We start from the raw sequence: 19,141 nt of genomic DNA, 5'->3' as shown, positions 1-19,141 counted from the left end.
CAGAACCGTGGCTGCCTGGCGCCGCGTGGCTGCCTGAACGGGTCGGCCTCCCATGCTGTCATCAGAACCTCGGCCGCTTCACGCCACGCCCCGGGGCCGGAACTGCACACTCACGCGTGGCCCCACTGCCCGAGCCGTCTTGGGCACGGCGTGCTCCCAGGTTCGCTGGCAGGACCCGCCCATCACGATCAGATCCCCGTGTCCCAGCGGGAACCGCAACGTCTCGCGCTCTCCGGCCCGCGGCCGCAGCAACAGATTCCGTGGCGATCCCACCGACACGATCGCCACCATCGTGTCCTCGGTCGCCGACCGGCCGAGCGTGTCCCCGTGCCAGGCGACGCTGTCCCGCCCGTCCCGGTAGAGACACATCCCCGCCGTCGCGAACTCCTCACCGAGCTCCTCCGCATAGTGGGAGTTCAGCGCCGCACGCGCGGCGACCAGCGCCGGATGCGGCAGCGGCTCGTCCTCCCGGAACCATCGCAGCAGCCGCGGCACGTCGACCACGTCGTCGTACATCCTCCGCTGCTCGGCCCGCCAGTCGATCCCGAGCAGCGTCTCGAACACCGCGTCGGACCCGTGCATCCAGCCTGGCAGCACGTCGACCCAGGCTCCGGCGGTGAGCCGATGCCGGGTCGCCCCGGTCAACGGCTCCAGCGTCGGCTCCGCCGGACCCATCAGGTCGAGCATCGAAGGCTGGTATGCACCGCTCATGCCGCAATATTAGTACTGATGTTCGGCTCCTCGGCCACTCCTGTGGATAGCCCCGGGCGCAGCACCAGCGCGGCCACGACCGCCGCCGCGAGCCCACCCACCACGCCCAGCCAGGACGTCGTGGCGATGGCATCGACGAAGGCGTCTTTCGCGACCTGCGCCAGCGACGGGTCTCCGATCCGCAGCGCGTCCCCGATCGAGTCCCGTGCCGCGGCCGGCGCGTCCGACGGCATCGCCGCCCGATAGGCCGTGGTCAGGACACTGCCCAGCACCGCGACGGACAGCGCCGCCCCGACCTGCTGAACGGTGTCGTTGACCGCCGACCCGACCCCCGCCCGCTCCTTCGGCAGAGCCCCGAGCAGCGTGCCGACCGCGGCCGGCGTCGCCGTGCCGCTACCCGCCCCGATCACCACCAGAGCGATTGCCAGCTTCAGGTAACCGTCGGTCGGCTCGAGCGAGGCCAGCACCCCGAACCCGCCCCCCATCAGCAGCAGGCCGAGCGCGAGGGCGATCCGGGTGCCGAGCCGCTTGTCGATCACCACGCCGATCCCGTTGAACATCAGCCCACTGACGATCATCGGGACGAACGCGAACCCGGCCTTGAACGGCTCATATCCCAGGACGAACTGCACGTACTGCGTGAGGGCGAGCATCACCCCGCCGGCGGAGAACGAGAGCAGCACGATGGAGAGGCTGGCCCCGGCGAAGTTGCGGTTGCGGAACAGCGAGAGCGGCAGCATCGGTTCGTCGGTGTGCCGCTCCCAGAGGGCGAAGACGATCAGCGCGACCGCGGCGACCGCGAACCCGCCCAGCGTCCGCGCGGAGGCCCAGCCCTCCTTCGGCGCCGAGATCACGCCCCAGACCAGGGCGGTCATGCCGATGGTCGAGGCGAGCGCGCCGACCACGTCGGGCCGGCCGGCCGGGCCGCGCGACTCCGGGATGATCGCCAGCGCGGCGATCACCCCGAGTGCGGCGATCGGGATGTTCATCAGGAAGACGGAGCCCCACCAGAAGTGCTCCAGAAGCAGCCCGCCCAGGCTGGGGCCGCCGAGCGCGCCGAGCATCAGCACCGAGCCCCAGATCGCGATCGCCTTCTTCCGCTCCTCGTCGTCGAAGACCGTGGTGAGGATGGAGAGCGTGCCGGGCATCAGGAACGCCGCGCCGACCCCCATCAGGGCGCGCGTCGCGATCAGCTGACCGGACGTCTGGCACATGGTGGCCAGCAGGGACGCGCCACCGAAGACGATCAGGCCGATCACCAGACCGCGGCGGCGCCCGTGCCGGTCGGAGAGGCTGCCGGCGGTGAGCAGCAGACCGGCGAAGACCAGAATGTACGCATCGATGATCCACTGGATTTCGGCGGTGCTCGCGCCCAGGTCACGGATCAGGGCCGGGATCGCGATGTTGAGCACCATGTTGTCGATGACGACCACGAGCATCGCCAGGCACAGCACGCCGAGGATCAACCAGCGGCGGGGATCGCGCTCCGGTACGGGCGACTCAGTCATGGACGGACTTCTCTCGTACGGTGTTCCAGGACTCGTACAACGTACCATCGACTCGAACGGTGTACGAGAGTCGTTAGGATCTGACCATGGCCGACTTGAACTCGGTGTGGGCCCATCCGCCCCGCGCCACCCGCGGTGCCCAGCCCACCTTGAGCCGTGAGCAGATCGTTCGTGCCGCCCTCGAGCTGCTCGACGCGGAGGGCCCGGCCGGCCTGAGCATGCGCCGCCTCGGCACCAAACTGGGCTCCGGCACCACCTCGGTGTACTGGTATGTGGCGAACAAGGAGGAGCTGCTCGAGCTCGCCGTCGACGAGGTGCTCGGCGAGGTCTACGTGCCGGAGCCCGGCGACACCGACTGGCGCGTCGGCGCGTCGATCCTGGCCAATGGCATGCGTGCGGCGCTCCTGCGGCATCCCTGGGTGCTCGGCCAGCTCGGCGGCCGCCCGACCCTGGGGCCGAACGCGATGCGGATGGGCGATCGGACGGTCGCACTGCTCGCCGCCGCGGGCTTCACCGGGCTCGAGATCTCGTACGCGGGCTCGCTCCTGCACTCCCACGCGATCGGCTCCGCGACCACCGAGTCGGCCGTGGCCGGCGTCGTGACCCGCAGCGGCCTACGCCCGGGCGAGCTGGCCGAGCAGATCAAGCCGCTGGTCGAGCGGATGGCCGACGACTATCCGCACTACGACGCCTGGCGCCGGGCCAACGGTGGCGTCGCCGGTCCCGACCCCGACCGGATGATGGACAACACCTTCGCCTTCGGCCTGGAGCGCCTGCTGGACGGCCTTGCCCTGTGGCTCGACCGAAATCCCGAAGCCCGAAATCCCGAAGCCCAGAAGGCCGCAACCGGAAAACCCGAAGCCCAGAAGGCCGGAACCCGAAAACCCGAAATCCGAAAAGCGGGCTGAGCGCGTACGCCATCAGCCTCCCGTTCCCGCAAGAACTCAGCCCGGCAGCCCCCGGCGCGCACTGAGCACCACCAGGTAACGGCACGTCTCCGTGCCCGGGTTGTGGTACTCGCAGGGCGTCGGTGCTCCCAGCTCCAGGCAGTCCCCGGTCGCCAGGTCGTGCACGACCTCCCCCTCCCGGAACCGGAGCCGCCCGCCCAGCACATAGATCTGATGCCTGGCCAGCGCAAAGGAGTCGGCCGGGTAGGCCACCGAGGCGCCCGGCGGCAGCTCCACCTCGACGAGCTGTGCCGGCCCGTCGGCGGGAGAGACGGACCGTCGCCGATACCCGGTCTCCGGATCGACCCACACCGCCTGGTCCGCGCGCCGGGCCAGCCGTGGGGTCTCCTTCTCGGTACGGGCGAACAGCTCCGACAGCGTCAACCCGAGCACCGCCGCGAGGCGTCCCAGCAGCGCCGCGGTCGGCTGAGCCTCGCCGCGTTCGATCTTGGTGATCATCGCCCGGGACACACCGGACCGCTCGGCCAGCGCGTTGACCGTGAGGCCCTGTTCGCCTCGCACGTCCCGCAGTGTCGCGGCCAGCTCCGAGGTCAGATCATCCGACATGACTGTCACTATAGTCATCATCAGTGGCTACTATGATGTACATGACCCTCCTGATCCGGGACGCCACCGCCACCGACGCGGAAGCCTGCGCCGCCATCTACCAGCCGTATGTGCTGGACACCGCGATCACTTTCGAGACCGAGCCGCCGACCCCGGCCGAGATGGCCGACCGCATCGCCGGGTCCTCCGCAACCCACGCCTGGCTGGTCGCGGAGGAGGCCGGCCGGGTCGTCGGCTATGCCTATGCCCGTCCGTTCGCGGCCCGGGCCGCCTACCGCTGGTCCTGCGAAGTCAGCATCTACCTGGAATCCGGCCGCAAGCGCACCGGAGCCGGCCGCGCCCTCTACGACGTCCTGCTCCCGCGCCTGACCTCGCTCGGCTTCCGGGTGGCGGTGGCGAAGACCACCCTCCCGAACGAAGCCAGTCTGGGCCTGCACGCCGCCTTCGGTTTCGAACCGGTGGGGACCCACTCCCGAATCGGCTGGAAGCAGGACACCTGGCACGACGTGGCCATCACCCAGCTCTTCCTGACCTCGTCCTCCGCGGCTCCCAGCGACCCTCGCTGATCCCGGCCTCCTGCGCCCGGCCGGGAAACCGCTGTTCAGGACGAGGTGCTACCGGGTCGGTCGGTGGCGAGGCGGGCGTGCTGATGCATGTCGTGCCAGCCGTCGGTGTGCCGTGCCTCGGCGCGCTTGACCCCCTCGGCCGGATATCCGGCCTGCTCGGCGACGCGGCAGGAGGCCACGTTCACGGTGGAGTGATTCAGCTCCAGCCGGTGCAGCCCCGCTCGGCTGAAGGCCCAGTCGGTCAGCGCGGCGAGGGCCCGCGGTGCGATCCGTCGCCCACGGAATGCGGGCAACACCCAGTAGGAGAGCTCGGCCGCCGCGTCGACCAGGTCGATCCGCCGAAAGCTGATCTGCCCGGCGACCTGACCATCGTCCGGCCCGTCCGCGGCGGTGAGATCCACGATGGCCCAGCCCGCGCCGGTCTCCGCCCGCCAGCGCTGGGGCCAGCCGGCGATCCAGGCCGCGGCCTCCGCCTCGTCCATGGTCCGGCAGTGCCATCGCTGGATCGAGGGATCGGCGTATCCCGCGATCACCGCTGCCCGATCCGCCTCCCGCCACGGGCGCAGCAGCAGGCCGTCGCCACGGATCTCCGGCTGCTCGAACGCGGCCAACGACCCGGTGGTCAGAGCGGATGCGACAAGCGAAGGCATGCGACGACCCTATGCCGCTCGGTCACCGGCCTTCCCGTGGTTCACGGCAGCGATTCGGGGGCGTCACCGGAGACTCAGGCGTACCCGCGTTCCTAGGAATTGCTACCGCCTGTCGCCGGCGGCTCGGACTGCGGCAGGGTCGGATCCGGCTCCGGGTGGTGATAGGTGACCTGCTCCGGTGGCAGCGGAAACGTCAGGTCCTCCCCGAACGGCGACAGCCCGCCCTGCGACGGCGCCGCGAGTTCGGAGATGTCGAGACGTCCATCCGGCCCGACCGCCGGCGCTTCGGGAAGGCGCCGTCCCGACGGGGTCTCCGCGGTGACGCGGGCCGTGCGCTGACTGGGGAGGGCACCCTCGGACTCCAGCTGATCCCGGCGGAAGATCTTGCGACCGAGCCGGACCAGAGGGTCGTAACGGCGATCCACGACGCGCTCCTTCATCGGGATGATGGCGTTGTCGGTGATTTTGATGTGTTCCGGGCAGACCTCGGTGCAGCACTTGGTGATGTTGCAGAAGCCGAGCCCCTGACTCTGCTGGGCGTGCTGCTTACGGTCGGTGCGGTCGTCGAGCGGGTGCATGTCGAGCTCGGCGGCGCGGATGAAGAAGCGCGGGCCGGAGAAGGCTTCCTTGTTCTCCTCGTGGTCGCGGACCACGTGACAGGTGTTCTGGCAGAGGTAGCACTCGATGCACTTGCGGAACTCCTGGCTGCGTTCCACGTCGATCTGCTGCATCCGGTACTGACCGGGGGCGACGCCGGCCGGCGGGGCGAAGGCCGGGGTCTCGCGCGCCTTCTCGTAGTTGAAGGAGACGTCAGTGACCAGGTCACGGATCACCGGGAAGGTCCGCAGCGGGGTGATCGTGATCGTCTCGGCCGCGGTGAACGTGGACATCCGCGTCATGCAGCCGAGTCGCGGCATGCCGTTGATCTCCATCGAGCAGGAGCCGCACTTGCCGGCCTTGCAGTTCCACCGGCAGGCCAGGTCAGGCGCCTCGGTGGCCTGCAGGCGGTGGATGATGTCGAGTACGACCTCGCCGTCGTTGACCTCGACGTCGAAGTCCTCCAGATCGCCGCCGGACGAGTCGCCCCGCCAGACACGGAAGTGGCGTTTCACTCTGCCCCCAGCTCCTCGTCGGTCATGTACTTGGCCAGTTCACTGCGCTCGAAGAGGTCGAGCAGCTCGGGCCGCAGGGTCGGCACCGGCTTGCGTTCCAGGTGCACCTCGCCGGCCTCGTCGAGCGAGCAGACCAGGTTGATCCGCCGCCACTCCGCGCTCATCTTCGGGAAGTCCTCCCGGGTGTGGCCGCCGCGCGACTCCTCGCGCTCCAGCGCGGCCTTCGCCGTGCACTCCGAGACGATCAGCATGTTGCGCAGGTCGAGGGCCAGGTGCCAGCCGGGGTTGTAGCGGCGGTCGCCGCCGACCGCGACGTTCGCCACCCGCACCCGCAGCTCGTGCAGGCGCTTGAGCGCGTCGCTCAGCTCGCCCTCCCGGCGGATGATGCCGACCAGATCGCCCATCACCGCCTGCAGATCCTGCTGCAGCCGGTACGGATTCTCGCCCTCGCCGCGGACCAGGGGCGCGAGCGCGACCTCGGTCGCCGCGGCCAGATCCACCCGCGACGGCGTGGGGCGTTTGGCCAGCGTCTCCACGTAGGCCGCGGCGTGCTCGCCGGCGCGCTTGCCGAAGACCAGCAGGTCGGAGAGGGAGTTGCCGCCGAGCCGGTTCGACCCGTGCATGCCGCCGGAGACCTCGCCGGCCGCGAACAGCCCCTGCACCGATCCGAACGCGGCGCCGGAGTCCGGGTCGACCTCCACCCCGCCCATCACGTAGTGGCAGGTCGGGCCGACCTCCATCGGCTCCTTGGTGATGTCGACGTCGGCCAGTTCCTTGAACTGGTGGTGCATCGACGGGAGACGCTTGATGATCTGCTCGGCCGGCAGCCGGGTGGAGACGTCCAGGAAGACGCCGCCGGCCGGACTGCCGCGTCCTGCCTTGACCTCACTGTTGATCGCCCGGGCCACCTCGTCGCGGGGCAGCAGTTCGGGCGGGCGGCGGTTGTTGTCCGGGTCGGTGTACCAGCGGTCGGCCTCCTCCTCGGTCTCCGCGTACTGCTTGCGGAAGACGTCGGGGACGTAGTCGAACATGAACCGCTTGCCCTCGGAGTTGCGCAGCACCCCGCCGTCACCCCGGACCGACTCGGTGACCAGGATGCCCTTCACGCTCGGCGGCCAGACCATGCCGGTCGGGTGGAACTGCAGGAACTCCATGTTGATCAGCGTCGCGCCGGAGCGCAGGGCGAGGGCGTGCCCGTCGCCGGTGTACTCCCAGGAGTTCGAGGTGACCTTGTAGCTGCGGCCGACACCACCGGTGGCGAGCACCACCGCGGGCGCCTCGAAGACCACGAAGTCACCGGAGTCGCGGTAGTAACCGAACGCGCCGGCGATCCGGTCGCCGTCGAGCAGCAGCTCGGTGATGGTGGTCTCCTGGAAGACCCGGATCCGCGAGTCGTAGCTACCGGTCTCGGCGAAGTCCTCCTGCTGCAACGAGACGATCTTCTGTTGCAGGGTGCGGATCAGCTCCAGACCGGTCCGGTCGCCGACGTGCGCGAGCCGCGGGTACTCGTGGCCACCGAAGTTGCGCTGGGAGATCTTTCCATCCTTCGTACGGTCGAAGAGCGCGCCGTACGTCTCCAGCTCCCAGATCCGCTCCGGGGCCTCCTTGGCGTGCAACTCGGCCATCCGGAAGTTGTTCAGGAACTTGCCGCCCCGCATGGTGTCCCGGAAGTGCACCATCCAGTTGTCCCGGCTGTTCACGTTCCCCATCGCGGCGGCCGCGCCACCCTCGGCCATCACCGTGTGCGCCTTGCCGAAGAGCGACTTGGAGATGATCGCGGTTCGCTTGCCGGCCAGCCGGGCCTCGATCGCGGCGCGCAGTCCGGCCCCGCCGGCGCCGATCACGACGACGTCGTACAGCTGGCGTTCGGTAGTGGTGGTCATGCGTTCGTCGCCCCTAACCGATGATCCGCAGGTCGGAGAACCAGCCGGCGGAGACCGCCATGATGTAGAAATCGGTCAGCGCGAGCGTCCCGAGGGTGATCCAGGCCAGCTGCATGTGCCGGGTGTTCAGCTTGGACACGAAGGTCCAGAAGCGGTATCGCACCGGGTGCTTGGAGAAGTGCTTGAGCCGGCCACCGGCGATGTGCCGGCAGGAGTGGCAGGAGAGCGTGTACGCCCAAAGCATGATCACGTTCACCCAGAGGACCACGTTGCCGAGGCCGAGCCCGGTGGTCTGGGCGCGGACCGCGTCCCAGGTGTTGATGATCGAGATCAGGAACGCGGCGTAGAACGCGTACCGGTGAGCGTTCTGGAAGACCAGCGGGAAGCGGGTCTCGCCCGAGTACGTCCGGTGCCCGTCCGGCACCGCGCAGGCCGGTGGCGAGAGCCAGAACGCCCGGTAGTACGCCTTCCGGTAGTAGTAACAGGTCAACCGGAAGAGCAGGAGGAACGGCAGCGTGAGCGCCGCCTCGGGGATCAGCCAGAAGTTCGGCAGGGGAGTGCCGAACTCGGCCGCGTCGCCGCACCGGTCGGTGAGGCAGGGCGAGTAGAACGGGGTCAGGTAGTGGTACTCGTCGACGTAGAACCACTTGTGCAGGAAGACCCGGACCGTCGCATACGCCACCCAGGCGCTCAGCCCGAGGAACGTGATCAGTGGCGCCAGCCACCACCGGTCGGTCCTGAGTGTCCGAGCGGAGATCGCGGCGCGCGCCCGCCCACCCGGCCTCGTTGCCGTCGTCGTCATGCCATCCCCCTGCCGGTGCCGGCGTCAGGTGCGCGGGGCTGGCCGGAAGCGGACACACGGGTAGCCGCCTCAGCCGTCCTCGCGCGACGGTGATGTGGGGCACACGTTACGCCGAAGGTCGGACACTTTGCGGGCCGGGGATGCCAAGTGGGTCACAAAAACATCATCCCGGCCCGCAAAGATGATCACCGATGCGCTAAGTGATCTATCCAGATGCGTTGCCGGTGATGTTCCAGGACGCCAGGTGCAGGGCGGGTGCCGCGTAGTGGGCACCACCCCAGTTGTCCGGCAGCAGCACCGACTCGGCGCCGATACCGAGCACCCGGCCCGGGCCCAGGGCCCGCGGGTAGGACTGGGTGAAGCGCAGATTGCCCACCGGCCGGGTGACCTCCCCGTCCTCGACGAGCCAGACACCGTTGCGGGTCAGCCCGGTCACCACCAGCGTCTTCGGGTCCAGCACCCGGGTGTACCAGAGGTCGGTGACCAGCAGACCGCGACGCATCCGGGCGACGAACGGGCGAGCCGACTCGGCGATCGACGGCGGGCCGTCGGGGATGCCGCCGGCCGGCGCCGCGCCGGCTTCCAGGCGCAGGTGAGCCGGGAACGGCCCCCAGGAGCGCGAGGTGGGCGCGGCGTGCCCGGTCGACTCGGCGCCGGCCTGGGCCGCGGACGTCCGGTCGTGTGTCACCGCCTGGGTCACCCCGTCCCGGACCAGCACCAGGGACCGCGCCGGGGTGCCCTCGTCGTCGAAGGGCAGGCCGGGCGCCGGCTCCCCGCGACTGCCCAGCGGGTCGTCCACGATGGTCACCGACGGGTCGAACTGCGCCTTGCCCAGCTCGGCGAAGGACTGCTTCTCCGCCCAGGACTTCCCGTTGAACCCGAACACCGAGAAGTTCTGCAGCAGGTCGGCGACCGCGGTCGGCTCGAGCACCACCTCGTACTGCCCCGGGGGTAGCTCGACCGCGTCCGCGGTGGCCCGTGCCTTGGCCGCGGCCCGGGCACCGAGCAACGCCCCGTCCAGGTCCGCGAGCCGGGACGCGGACAGCCGGGCCACACCGTCCCTGCTCGCCCCGCCGGGCAGTCCCGAAGGAGCCCCGGCGAAGCCGGCGTTCCGGGCGATGCCGTCCATCGCGGCCTCCGCCGTGCGGCCCTCCACGGCCTGACCGGCGGTGTTCGCGAAGGCGGCCGAGAGATATTCCGTCCGGCAGAAACCGGCGGTCTCCAGCCCGCCGGCCGCGTCGACGAAGGCGCGCACCCGCTCGGCGCGCTCCGCCGGGGTGGCCCGGGCGGTCGCCTCGTCGAAGCCGAACGCCAGCCCGGAGTGCTCGCCGGAGCCGGGGTGGCCGGCCGAGATGTGCAGCGCGGCGGGGTGGGCGAGGCCGGCCCAGCCCGGGTCGGGCGGGGTGACCCGGGCCGCCGCGATGGTCCGCTCGACCAGCGAGCGCAGCCCCTGCGCCCCGGTCACTGTGGTGGATCCGCTCGCCGTCCGCCCGTCCAGGTGCAGCCGGAGCCGCACGCCGGTGGTCGCCTCGGCCACGTTCTGGTGGATCGCCGAATTGGCGAACCGGGTCAGCGCGAGCGCGTGATGCCGGACCATGACCTCGGCCTCGGCGGACCGGCCGGCCAGCTCCCGGATCAGCTCCACCACTTTCGCCGCGAGTTGCAGCTCGGCGCTCATGCCGCCACCTCCGCTTCGCTCCGGCGTCGACATGAGTCAATAACTGAGCCCATTGATTCGCTCGCAAGCTCGCTCATGCCGCCACCTCCGCTTCGCTCCGGCGTCGACATGAGCCAACAACTGAGCCCATCGATTCGCTCGCAAGCTCGCTCATCCCTGCACCCCCACCCGCACATCGGTGAACCGGGCCGGCGCGGCCGGGTGCCCGGTGTGCCCGATCTGGCCGGGCTGACCCTTACCGCAGTTCGGCGTGCCCCAGGCGATCGTCTCGGACGAGAGCATGTCCATCGACTGCCAGAACCGGGGGCCGATCCCGGTGTAGGTCGGGTTGCGTAGCATCCGTCCCCGCTTCCCGTTCTTGATCTCATAACCGATCTCGCAGCCGAACTGGAAGTTCAGCCGCTGGTCGTCGATCGACCAGGACCGGTTGACGTCCATGAACACACCGTCGTCGGTGGCCGCGATGATCTCGTCGAGGGTGTGCGGCCCGGGTTCCAGGCCGACGTTGGTCATCCGGACCATGGGGAGCCGGGCCCAGCCGTCGGCGCGCACGCTCCCGGCGTAGTCCAGCCCGGCGACCGCGGCCGAGTCCCGCCCGGCCAGCACACCCACCCAGATGCCGTCCCGGACCGCGTGCCGTTTCGCCGCCGGGGTGCCCTCGTCGTCGAAGCCGAAGCTGCCGAGGGCGCCCGGGAAGGTCGGGTCGATGGTGATGTTCATCAGGTCGGACCCGTACCGCAGCGTGCCGAGCCGGCTCAGGTCCAGCCAGCTGGTGCCGGCGAACGCGGCCTCCCAGCCGAGGATCCGGTCGAGCTCGATGGCGTGCCCGACCGACTCGTGGATCTGCAGCGCCAGCTGCGAGCCGCCGAGGATCAGGGTGGTCTCGCCGGCCGGGCAGAGCGGCGCGGTGAGCAGCTCGCGGGCCTCCTCGGCGAGCCGGGGCGCGTTGCCGACCAGGTCGAGCTCCTCGACCAGCTCCCAGCCGCGGGTGCCGTACTGCCCGGGCAGGGAGCGGCGCTGGACCTCGCCGTCGCCGATGGCGTGCGCGGTCACCCCGCCACCGCACTCCCGGATGTGCTGGTCGATGCGGTGACCCTCGCTGGAGACGAACCACTTGTGCGTGTCCCAGATCGAATAGTTCGCCTGGGCGAGGTCGGCGCCCGCCTCCTTGGCCGCGGCGGTGGCGCGGACCAGCAGGTCACCCTTGTCGGCCAGGGGGACCGAGAGCGGGTCGATCTTGCAATCGCTGGCCCAGCTGGCGGTCACCGGTGGGGCCGGCATCAGCTCGGCCGGCGAACCGGCGACCAGGGCGCTGGCCGCGGCGATCTGCGCGGCGCGGCGCCCGGCGGCGCGGGCGGCGGGTTCGGAGAGATCGGGAACGGCGTAGAAGCCCCAGCTCGAGCCGACCAGGGCACGTACGCCCAATCCGGCGCTCTCGTCGGAGCCGAGATCCTCGACGGCCCCGTTGCGGGCCGTCATCGACTCGGTGCGGCAGACCATGACGCGGGCATCCGCATAGCGGGCGCCGGCGTCGAGCGCGGCCTGAACCGCCGCGCCCGCCTCATCGAAGTGGTTCATGTCCCCGACCCTATGGGGCGGGTGCGACAATCCGCGGCCACCTCACTGGGGCGGCAGCAACTCCGCCGGATCGATCGTCACGGTCACCGGGTCGGTCAGCCGCAGCGGCACGCCGGGCTCGGCACTGGCGTGCAACTCGTACTTGCCGTCGGAGATCTTGTACAGGAGCAGCTCGCCACTGACGGGATCTACCAGCAGGTACCACGGAATTCCTGCCGTGGCGTAGTACTGCATCTTGATCACCCGGTCGTTGTCCGCGTTGGACGGCGAGATGATCTCGCAGACCAGAAGTACCGATGACGCGTCGATCACCGGTTCGCGGAAGTCGATTTCCCTCGTGATGACGAGGTCGGGGATGGGAATGCGGTTGGGCTGGAGTCGAACGTTCACCGCCTCCAGTTCGAAGAGGCCGGCCCGTCGTGCCGCGGTGCGGAACAAGACCTTCAGCTCACCGGAGACGTATTGATGATCGGGCGTGGGTGCGGGTGTCACGAGGAGGCCTCCGTCGAAAAGCTCGATGCGCTCGGGCGTTTCGCCGATGGCCAGGAACTCCGCCTCGGTCAGGGGCCGGTCTTCCTTGAAGATTGTGGATGTCATGGCGTCTCCCGGGTCGTCGGGATCCGACTGTCGCATGAACACTAGTCCCATATCAACCCGTCTCATGACTATCTTTCAGGTGACGACACAACCTCCTGCAGGAAGGCTAACTCCTCGGTGAGCGACGCCGCCGGTGTCGAACGCAGGCCCGGCAGCTCCGCGCCGACCAGCAGGACCGGCCCGTGCCGGGGCGCCTCCGCGACCGCCTCGGTCAGGCTGTGATTGCGGTAGATGTGCGCCGAGTCGGAGGGATCCCCCAGATACCGCTCGGCGATCGGTCGCGGCAGATCACCCCAGTCCAGCACCGGCTCCCGGGCGACCGCGCACCGGAACACCTCCGGCCGGCGCAGCACAGCCAGCGCGGCCAGCCATCCGCCGAGCCCGTGACCCCGCGCGGCGACCCGGGTCAGGTCCAGTTCGGGATGCTTGCCGGTGAGCGCCCGCAGAGCGTCCACCAGGTCGGCCAGGGCCACATCGGCGAGCCGCCGGTGGATCGCCTTCTCGAAGCTCGGTGCGACTCCGGGCGTACCCCGGGAATCGACGCTGACCACGGCGAACCCGGCGTCGGCCCACCATTGCCGCTCCTGCCAGGCGGCGTCCTCCGCCCACACCTGTTGATCTCCCGGGCCTCGGCCGAGGGTGACCAGGACCGGCAGGCCACCGCCGACGAACCCGGCCGGATAGAGCACGGCGGCCGGCAGGCAGCGGTCGGTGACGCGCTCCAGGACCGGCTCGGGCCGGTACGGCAGCGCCGCCGCCAACGACCGCAGCGAGCCGATCCGCTGATCGTCGCGCCACACCTGGTCGCCGGCGACCAGCACGTCGCCGCCGGTGGTGACGTCCCGGGAGGCCCCGGGCAGCCGGGTCACCTCCGGGCCGCCCCCGCCGAGCGAGGTGCGCACCCGGTACACCTCCCACACCGACGGGTCGTCACGGCTGCCCTCGACGATCAGGTCCGGCGCGCCTGCTCCTCCGCCCGGGCGGGGAAGCAGGCCGGCCACCCGCCGCACGTAGAGGCCGGGTGGGGTGAGCAGGCTGCCGTCGGCGAACAGGCACCGCGCGTCGAAGCCGTCGTGCGCCAGCTCCCCGCCGACCAGCACCCTGCCGTCGGGCAGGTGCCGCGGGGTGCCCGGGATCGGCTCCACCCAGCGAGCGTCGGCCAGCTCCGCGTGCACCTGCGTCTCCCCGGTCCGCGGGTCGACCGAGAGCACCAGGCCGTGCTGCTGCATCCGGCGCAGCACGGTGATCAGCGGGGCGCCGCCGGACCAGCGCACCTGGGCCAGGTGCGGGTACGTCTCCCGGTCCCAGTGCACGTCCACCCAGCCGTCGTCCAGGTCGAGCAGGTGCAGGCTGTTCGACGCGGCGGTGCGGACGGCCAGCACCTGGTTGCCGTCCGGCGCCCACCACCAGCCCCGGGTCCGGCCGAACTCGGCCGCGCCGGCGCCGGCCACGCCCCAGGCGATGCTGCCGCCGTGCTCCCGCCAGGCGTTGCCCGGCTCGCCGGCCAGCAGCCGGTCGCCGTCCGGCCCGGTGACCCGCAGCGACGCCGACCGGTCCGGGTCGATCACGTAGCCGATCTGGAGGCCGTGCGGGTCGGGACGCGGGTCGTGCACCGGGTCGCCGGTCGGGATCGCGGTGACCTCGCCGGTGACCAGGTCGGCGCGGAACAGCCGCCCGCCGCGGGTGAAGGCCGCCACCCGGGCCTCGTGGTCGATCGCGTACGAGTCGATCGGCCCCGGCGCGATCAGATGCTCCTCGCCGGAGGCCACCTCGTGCAGCCAGAGCGCGGCCTCCGGATCGAAGGCGCCGGAGGAACGCAGGAAGGCGACTCGTGCCCCGTCGGCACCGACCTTCACGGCGTGGGGGGCGCCGTGGCTGAAGTCGCCGGTGCGCGCGGCGAGTCCGGGGTAGTCCACGATCTCAGCATCGCTGATGGAGGTCGGCTCCCGCCGGGTAAACCGTCGGCTGGTCGGGCGAACCTGTCGCTGGTCGCGCGTACAGTAGCCGCCGTGACCGCACCTGATTCGTTGCCCGCTCGCCGTCTGCTGCTGGTGCACGCCCACCCCGACGACGAGGTCATCGGGACCGGCGCCACCATGGCGCACTACGTCTCCGCCGGCGCCCACGTGACGCTGGTGACCTGCACCCTCGGCGAGGAGGGCGAGATCCACGTCCCGGCGCTGTCACAGCTGGCCGCCGGGCAGGCCGACCAGCTCGGCGGGTGGCGTCTGGTCGAATGGGAGCGGGCCTGCGCGGCGCTGGGCGTCACCGACCACCGCATGCTGGGCGGCGCCGGGCGCTATCGGGACTCCGGGATGATGGGGCTGGAGACCAACCAGCATCCGCGCGCGTTCTGGGGTGCCGACCTGGACGAGGCCGCCGCGCACCTGGTGAAGATCATGCGGGAGATCCGCCCGCAGGTGATGATCACGTATGACGAGAACGGCTTCTACGGCCACCCCGACCACATCCAGGCGCACCGGGTCGCGATGCGCGCCGCCGAGCTGGCCGGCCCGGACGGCCCGGCGAAGATCTACTGGACGGCGCAGCCGCTGAGCGTGTTGCGCGACGGCATGGAGGCGTTCCGGGAGTCGGACAGCAACCCGTTCGCCGGCGTGGAGAGCATCGAGGATCTGCCGTTCGGCACGCCGGACGAGGAGATCGCCGCCCGGATCGACGGCACCGAGCACTACGCGAAGAAGACCGCCGCGATGCGCGCCCACGCCAGCCAGATCCCGGACAACTCCTGGCTGTACGGGATGGCCGGCGACTTCGGCGGCGAGTTCATGGGCGTCGAGTACTACACGCTGGCCCAGGGCGCGCGCGGCCCGGGCGAGGGTCCGCACAAGTGGGAGACCGACCTCTTCGCCGGCCTGGATCTGGACGGCAGATGACGATGCCGGAGACGGTGGAGGCGGTGCCGGCCCCGGAGGCGCCGGTGAAAGAGCCGTGGGCCGGCTGGGACGCCGTGCTGCGCCTAGCGGGGGTGCTGGTCAGTGTGGCCGCCACGCTGGTCGTCACGCTGGTCGAGCTCGAGCTCAGCGTGCTGCGGGTGGGCGGCGTGACCGACCTCTTCCACGGCGATTTCGGCGTCTGGGCCGGTGGCGGTGAGCTGATCGGCCTGGCCATCCCGTTGACCGTCGGGGCGAACCTGGCGCTCGCCTGGTTCGCCTCGACCACGATCGGGCGCAACTGGGCGATCGGCGTGCCCTGGGCCCTCTGGACCCTGCTCGTGCTGGGTGCGGCCGGCACCCGTACAGCCGAGGGCGACTATCTGCTCGGCGGCGACAACTGGGTGGCCCTGGTGATGATCCTGGTCGGCAGCCTCACGTTCGCGGTGTACGCCTATCGGATGATCATGAAGCCGCTCAAGCGGGCCTGACTTTCAGCCGACTCACAGCCTGCCTTTAGGAATCGTCGCGCACCATCCGCGAAGATGACCGGGAGATCGAGTGCCGAGGTTTTCCCCGGCGCTACGATCCCGGCCACGACGTGTTCCCCATGGAGGACTTGATGAGGCAGCAACGCTGGTTCCGGATCGCGGTGCTGGCGGGCGCCCTGTTCGCGATCAACGCGGTGATCAGACTGGTCGTCCGCATCGGATTCGACGGGTCGGACGCCGCGCAGGGCCGTGGTTCGATCGTGATGTTCGCGCTGGTCGCGCTCGTGCTGGGCGGGCTCACGTTCGTCTGGTGCCAGCACCGGCGCCCCAGCGGCTGGCTGCCCGACATCGGCTTCGGCGCCCTCGCCGGGATGCTGGCGACCGTCCTGGTGGGCCCGTTTCTCAGCGGCAGCGAGCCGTTCGTGAACGGTGCCGGTGACTTCTTCGCGCAGATCTGGCTCTATTCCGGCTTCGCGATCGGCGGCACCGTGGTCGGTTACTGGGCCGCGGTGCTGCTCGGCCGCGACTACCGCTCCCGCGCCCTCCAGGCGTACAGCCGGAACCGGACGACCCGCCCACGCAAGATCGTCCGCCGCTGACCCTGGCCGGTGCAGGCCCCCAGTCGAGGGCGCGACCGGCGATCAGGGCAGCGGGGCCTCGCGGGTCAGATAGGTGTGGTGGGTGCTGAAGCCGAGCCGGCCGTAAAGACCCACCGCCCCCGTGTTCCGCTCCTCCACCTGCAGGTAGGCCCGGGTCGCACCACGCTGGGCGGCCCACCGGGCGAGCCCGCGGACGACGTGCCGCCCCAGGCCGCGGCGGCGTGCGGCCGGCGCGGTCTGGACCAGCGAGATCCCCAGCCAGCGGTCCGGTCCGGTGACCGTACCGCGGGCGACCGCGAGCAGGTCACCGTCCGCGTCGCGGACGTGGGCGAAGACCTTCTCCGGTACGCCGGTGAGGATGCGGAGAGCGGAGCCCGGCAACGTCCCCTTGTGCTCGGCGACCATCGCGTACCAGTCGTCGCCGGGGGAGTCGGCCAGGTCGACCGGCGGCAGGTCGGCGTCGGCCGGCACGGCCAGCAGCGGGGCCAGCACCGTGGTCTGCACCAGGGTGAGCGGCCGGGCCGACCAGCCGCGCTCGTCCAGCATCGCGTTGACCGGAGCGGCCAGCGGCATCGGCGCGTTGACCATCGGGCGTTGGCCGTGGTCCCGGTACCACCGCTCGACCGCGTCGATCGCGGCCTCCAGCGGCCGGTCCGGGTCGCCGACCGCGAGCGCCGAATTCGCCCTGCCGGTCCAGTTGTCCGCGGCCCGCAGCAACCAGTTGCCGAGCCGGGCGCGAACCGGCGCCGGCCAGCCCTCGTCGGCGGCGAGTTCCAGGGCGATGACCGCGGCGGCGTGCGGGCGGCGGGCCGGTGGGACCCGTTTGGCGCGGTGCACCTCGCGCAACGGCACACGCAGGGTGCCTTTGGCGGTGGCGAGTGTGAGTTCGGTCTCCGTGAGGTCCACGAGTTCGCCGAGCGCATCCGTGTACAGCGGCCGATCCCCGGATACGCCTACAATTCGCCGTACCACCACCCGGTGTCCCACATCCTGCTGTCGGAGCACGCATCACCTCCTTCGGCGGGAATACTAGGCTCTGCATTTGTCGTCGGCGGTTCCCGCGGCGCGGCTTTGAAGGGAAAGACCCGTGACCTACATCATCGCTGAGCCCTGCGTCGATGTTCTCGACAAGGCATGCATCGAGGAATGCCCGGTCGACTGCATCTATGAGGGCAACCGGATGCTCTACATCCACCCCGATGAGTGCGTGGACTGCGGGGCCTGTGAACCGGTCTGCCCGGTCGAGGCGATCTTCTACGAGGACGACGTCCCCGAGCAGTGGAAGGACTACACGAACGCGAACTACGAGTTCTTCGAGGATCTCGGTTCGCCCGGTGGTGCTTCCAAGGTCGGCAAGGTGGACAAGGACGCGACGTTCGTCGCGGCCCAGGCTCCGCGCGGAGACGCACACTGAGCGCTCTGTCGTCGGCCCTGCCGGACTTCCCCTGGGACCTGCTGGAGCCGGCCAAGACCCGTGCCGCTTCGCATCCGGGCGGCATCGTCGACCTCTCGGTCGGCACGCCGGTCGACCCGGTCCCCCCGGTCGTCCGGCAGGCCCTCGGTGACTCGGCCGACACGCCCGGCTACCCGCTGACCGCCGGCACCGCGAAACTGCGTGCCGCGATCGCGGGCTGGCTGGCGCGTGCCGCTCGCGCCTCCGGCGACCTGGGCGTGCTGCCCACCATCGGTTCCAAGGAGCTGGTCGCCTGGCTGCCGACGCTGCTCGGCGTCCGGCCCGGCGACAAGGTGGTCATCCCACAGGTCTGCTATCCGACGTACGAGGTCGGCGTGCGCCTGGCCGGTGCCGAGGTGATCCGCTCCGACTCGCTGACCGCGGTCGGCCCGGAGCGGGTGAAGCTGATCTGGATCAACTCGCCGTCCAACCCGACCGGCCGGGTCCTGCCCGCCGAGCACCTGCGCAAGGTGGTCGCCTGGGCCCGCGAGCGCGGCGCGATCGTGGTCAGCGACGAGTGCTACCTGTCGCTCGGCTGGGAGGCCGAGCCGGTGTCGGTGCTCGCCGACGAGGTGACCGGTGGCGATTACACCGGTGTGCTGGCGGTGCACTCGCTCTCCAAGCGCTCCAACCTGGCCGGATACCGTGCCGGTTTCGTGGGTGGCGACCCGGCCCTGGTCGGCGAGCTGCTCGCGGTGCGCAAGCACGCCGGCATGATCGTGCCGGCCCCGGTGCAGGCGGCCATGGTCGCGGCGCTGGAGGACGAGGAGCACGTGACCCAGCAGCGCGCGCGGTATGCGGCGCGCCGCGAGATCCTGCGTGCCGCCCTGGTCAAAGCCGGTTTCGAGATCAGTCACTCGGAGGCCGGACTCTACCTCTGGGCGACCCGTGGCGAGGACTGCTGGCAGACCGTCGACCGGCTCGCCGAGCGGGGCATCCTGGCCGCTCCGGGCGCGTTCTACGGGCCGGCCGCCGCCCAGCACGTGCGGATCGCGATGACCGCGACCGACGAGCGGGTGGCCGCGGCCGCCGACCGCCTCGCGGAAGGTTTCTGACGGCGGAGCGCCTCCCGGTCGTCGTCGCCACCGGCGCGGCCGTCCGGGAGGTG

19 protein-coding genes are annotated in these 19,141 nt (G+C 70.8%); 7 read left to right on the top strand and 12 right to left on the bottom strand.

All coding sequences use genetic code 11. The annotated features are described in order from the left end of the window. Positions 1-78: 78 nt before the first annotated feature. Entirely contained in the window at positions 79-711 is a 633-nt protein-coding gene (locus tag CHC09_RS04155; protein ID WP_089291564.1) for an alpha-ketoglutarate-dependent dioxygenase AlkB, read from the bottom strand. Further along, positions 708-2,219 carry an MFS transporter gene (locus tag CHC09_RS04150; protein WP_089291563.1) on the bottom strand — a complete coding sequence of 504 codons (1,512 nt, stop codon included), beginning with the start codon at positions 2,217-2,219 and terminating at the stop codon, positions 708-710. The genes CHC09_RS04155 and CHC09_RS04150 overlap by 4 nt, the downstream gene beginning before the upstream one ends. An 86-nt stretch (positions 2,220-2,305) precedes the next feature. On the opposite strand from CHC09_RS04150, the gene CHC09_RS04145 reads away from it, so the two are divergent. Next, positions 2,306-3,127 carry a TetR/AcrR family transcriptional regulator gene (locus CHC09_RS04145; RefSeq protein ID WP_089291562.1) on the top strand — a complete coding sequence of 274 codons (822 nt, stop codon included), beginning with the start codon at positions 2,306-2,308 and terminating at the stop codon, positions 3,125-3,127. A 36-nt stretch (positions 3,128-3,163) separates the two neighbouring features. Here the strand turns inward: CHC09_RS04145 and CHC09_RS04140 are convergent, their stop codons facing one another. Then, entirely contained in the window at positions 3,164-3,733 is a 570-nt protein-coding gene (locus tag CHC09_RS04140) for a helix-turn-helix domain-containing protein (protein ID WP_089291561.1), read from the bottom strand. Positions 3,734-3,774: 41 nt separating this feature from the next. Here CHC09_RS04140 and CHC09_RS04135 point away from each other — a divergent pair, with 41 nt between their 5' ends. Next, positions 3,775-4,299 carry a GNAT family N-acetyltransferase gene (locus CHC09_RS04135; RefSeq protein ID WP_203833015.1) on the top strand — a complete coding sequence of 175 codons (525 nt, stop codon included), beginning with the start codon at positions 3,775-3,777 and terminating at the stop codon, positions 4,297-4,299. A gap of 35 nt (positions 4,300-4,334) precedes the next feature. Here CHC09_RS04135 and CHC09_RS04130 read toward each other — a convergent pair whose 3' ends face one another. The 8 genes from CHC09_RS04130 to CHC09_RS04095 all read right to left on the bottom strand — a co-directional run bounded on the left by CHC09_RS04130 (position 4,335) and on the right by CHC09_RS04095 (position 14,455). Next, positions 4,335-4,949, bottom strand: a complete 615-nt coding sequence (locus CHC09_RS04130; protein WP_089291559.1) for a GNAT family N-acetyltransferase — start codon at positions 4,947-4,949, stop codon at positions 4,335-4,337. Positions 4,950-5,041: 92 nt separating this feature from the next. Beyond that, on the bottom strand, positions 5,042-6,061 hold the full coding sequence (locus CHC09_RS04125) for a succinate dehydrogenase/fumarate reductase iron-sulfur subunit (protein WP_089291558.1): 1,020 nt from the start codon (positions 6,059-6,061) through the stop codon (positions 5,042-5,044). After that, complete coding sequence (locus tag CHC09_RS04120) at positions 6,058-7,944, bottom strand: fumarate reductase/succinate dehydrogenase flavoprotein subunit (protein WP_089291557.1); 1,887 nt, start codon at positions 7,942-7,944, stop codon at positions 6,058-6,060. Before CHC09_RS04120 ends, CHC09_RS04125 begins: the two co-directional genes overlap by 4 nt. A gap of 13 nt (positions 7,945-7,957) precedes the next feature. Continuing rightward, a complete protein-coding gene (locus CHC09_RS04115) occupies positions 7,958-8,746 on the bottom strand; it encodes a hypothetical protein (RefSeq protein ID WP_089291556.1) in 789 nt (262 codons plus the stop codon). 205 nt (positions 8,747-8,951) lie between these two features. Further along, positions 8,952-10,424, bottom strand: a complete 1,473-nt coding sequence (locus CHC09_RS04110) for a TldD/PmbA family protein (protein ID WP_089291555.1) — start codon at positions 10,422-10,424, stop codon at positions 8,952-8,954. Between the two features lie 150 nt (positions 10,425-10,574). Further along, positions 10,575-12,002, bottom strand: coding sequence for a TldD/PmbA family protein (locus CHC09_RS04105; protein WP_089291554.1), 1,428 nt, complete (start codon positions 12,000-12,002; stop codon positions 10,575-10,577). A 42-nt stretch (positions 12,003-12,044) separates the two neighbouring features. Continuing rightward, the gene (locus CHC09_RS04100) at positions 12,045-12,635 is read right to left on the bottom strand and encodes a Uma2 family endonuclease (protein ID WP_239137998.1); all 591 of its coding nucleotides are present in this window, start codon (positions 12,633-12,635) and stop codon (positions 12,045-12,047) included. A gap of 32 nt (positions 12,636-12,667) precedes the next feature. Next, complete coding sequence (locus CHC09_RS04095; protein ID WP_373871878.1) at positions 12,668-14,455, bottom strand: alpha/beta hydrolase family protein; 1,788 nt, start codon at positions 14,453-14,455, stop codon at positions 12,668-12,670. Between the two features lie 153 nt (positions 14,456-14,608). Between CHC09_RS04095 and mshB the strand changes: the two genes are divergently transcribed. The 3 genes from mshB to CHC09_RS04080 all read left to right on the top strand — a co-directional run bounded on the left by mshB (position 14,609) and on the right by CHC09_RS04080 (position 16,580). Next, a complete protein-coding gene (mshB, locus tag CHC09_RS04090; RefSeq protein ID WP_089291552.1) occupies positions 14,609-15,493 on the top strand; it encodes an N-acetyl-1-D-myo-inositol-2-amino-2-deoxy-alpha-D-glucopyranoside deacetylase in 885 nt (294 codons plus the stop codon). Further along, on the top strand, positions 15,490-15,981 hold the full coding sequence (locus tag CHC09_RS04085; protein WP_179276932.1) for a hypothetical protein: 492 nt from the start codon (positions 15,490-15,492) through the stop codon (positions 15,979-15,981). The genes mshB and CHC09_RS04085 overlap by 4 nt, the downstream gene beginning before the upstream one ends. 131 nt (positions 15,982-16,112) lie before the next feature. Further along, positions 16,113-16,580, top strand: coding sequence for a hypothetical protein (locus CHC09_RS04080; protein ID WP_089291842.1), 468 nt, complete (start codon positions 16,113-16,115; stop codon positions 16,578-16,580). 42 nt (positions 16,581-16,622) lie between these two features. Here the strand turns inward: CHC09_RS04080 and CHC09_RS04075 are convergent, their stop codons facing one another. Further along, on the bottom strand, positions 16,623-17,585 hold the full coding sequence (locus CHC09_RS04075; protein ID WP_089291551.1) for a GNAT family N-acetyltransferase: 963 nt from the start codon (positions 17,583-17,585) through the stop codon (positions 16,623-16,625). An 82-nt stretch (positions 17,586-17,667) separates the two neighbouring features. Between CHC09_RS04075 and fdxA the strand changes: the two genes are divergently transcribed. Together fdxA and dapC are read left to right on the top strand one after the other, a co-directional pair. After that, a complete protein-coding gene (fdxA, locus tag CHC09_RS04070) occupies positions 17,668-17,994 on the top strand; it encodes a ferredoxin (protein WP_218827154.1) in 327 nt (108 codons plus the stop codon). Then, a complete protein-coding gene (gene dapC, locus CHC09_RS04065; RefSeq protein WP_218827158.1) occupies positions 17,991-19,088 on the top strand; it encodes a succinyldiaminopimelate transaminase in 1,098 nt (365 codons plus the stop codon). Before fdxA ends, dapC begins: the two co-directional genes overlap by 4 nt. The last annotated feature ends 53 nt before the right edge of the window (positions 19,089-19,141 follow it).

Source organism: Actinoplanes regularis, from assembly GCF_900188005.1.
Classification (GTDB): domain Bacteria; phylum Actinomycetota; class Actinomycetes; order Mycobacteriales; family Micromonosporaceae; genus Actinoplanes; species Actinoplanes regularis.
Note: the sequence above shows the minus strand (reverse complement) of the source record. Positions and strands in the feature narration are given on the sequence as shown.

Coding starts and splice junctions, on each gene's coding strand:
- CHC09_RS04155 (WP_089291564.1), bottom strand. CDS start 711: ATGAGCGGTGCATACCAGCCTTCGATGCTCGACCTGATGGGTCCGGCG.
- CHC09_RS04150 (WP_089291563.1), bottom strand. CDS start 2,219: ATGACTGAGTCGCCCGTACCGGAGCGCGATCCCCGCCGCTGGTTGATC.
- CHC09_RS04145 (WP_089291562.1), top strand. CDS start 2,306: ATGGCCGACTTGAACTCGGTGTGGGCCCATCCGCCCCGCGCCACCCGC.
- CHC09_RS04140 (WP_089291561.1), bottom strand. CDS start 3,733: ATGTCGGATGATCTGACCTCGGAGCTGGCCGCGACACTGCGGGACGTG.
- CHC09_RS04135 (WP_203833015.1), top strand. CDS start 3,775: ATGACCCTCCTGATCCGGGACGCCACCGCCACCGACGCGGAAGCCTGC.
- CHC09_RS04130 (WP_089291559.1), bottom strand. CDS start 4,949: ATGCCTTCGCTTGTCGCATCCGCTCTGACCACCGGGTCGTTGGCCGCG.
- CHC09_RS04120 (WP_089291557.1), bottom strand. CDS start 7,944: ATGACCACCACTACCGAACGCCAGCTGTACGACGTCGTCGTGATCGGC.
- CHC09_RS04115 (WP_089291556.1), bottom strand. CDS start 8,746: ATGACGACGACGGCAACGAGGCCGGGTGGGCGGGCGCGCGCCGCGATC.
- CHC09_RS04110 (WP_089291555.1), bottom strand. CDS start 10,424: ATGAGCGCCGAGCTGCAACTCGCGGCGAAAGTGGTGGAGCTGATCCGG.
- CHC09_RS04105 (WP_089291554.1), bottom strand. CDS start 12,002: ATGAACCACTTCGATGAGGCGGGCGCGGCGGTTCAGGCCGCGCTCGAC.
- CHC09_RS04100 (WP_239137998.1), bottom strand. CDS start 12,635: ATGCGACAGTCGGATCCCGACGACCCGGGAGACGCCATGACATCCACA.
- CHC09_RS04085 (WP_179276932.1), top strand. CDS start 15,490: ATGACGATGCCGGAGACGGTGGAGGCGGTGCCGGCCCCGGAGGCGCCG.
- CHC09_RS04080 (WP_089291842.1), top strand. CDS start 16,113: ATGAGGCAGCAACGCTGGTTCCGGATCGCGGTGCTGGCGGGCGCCCTG.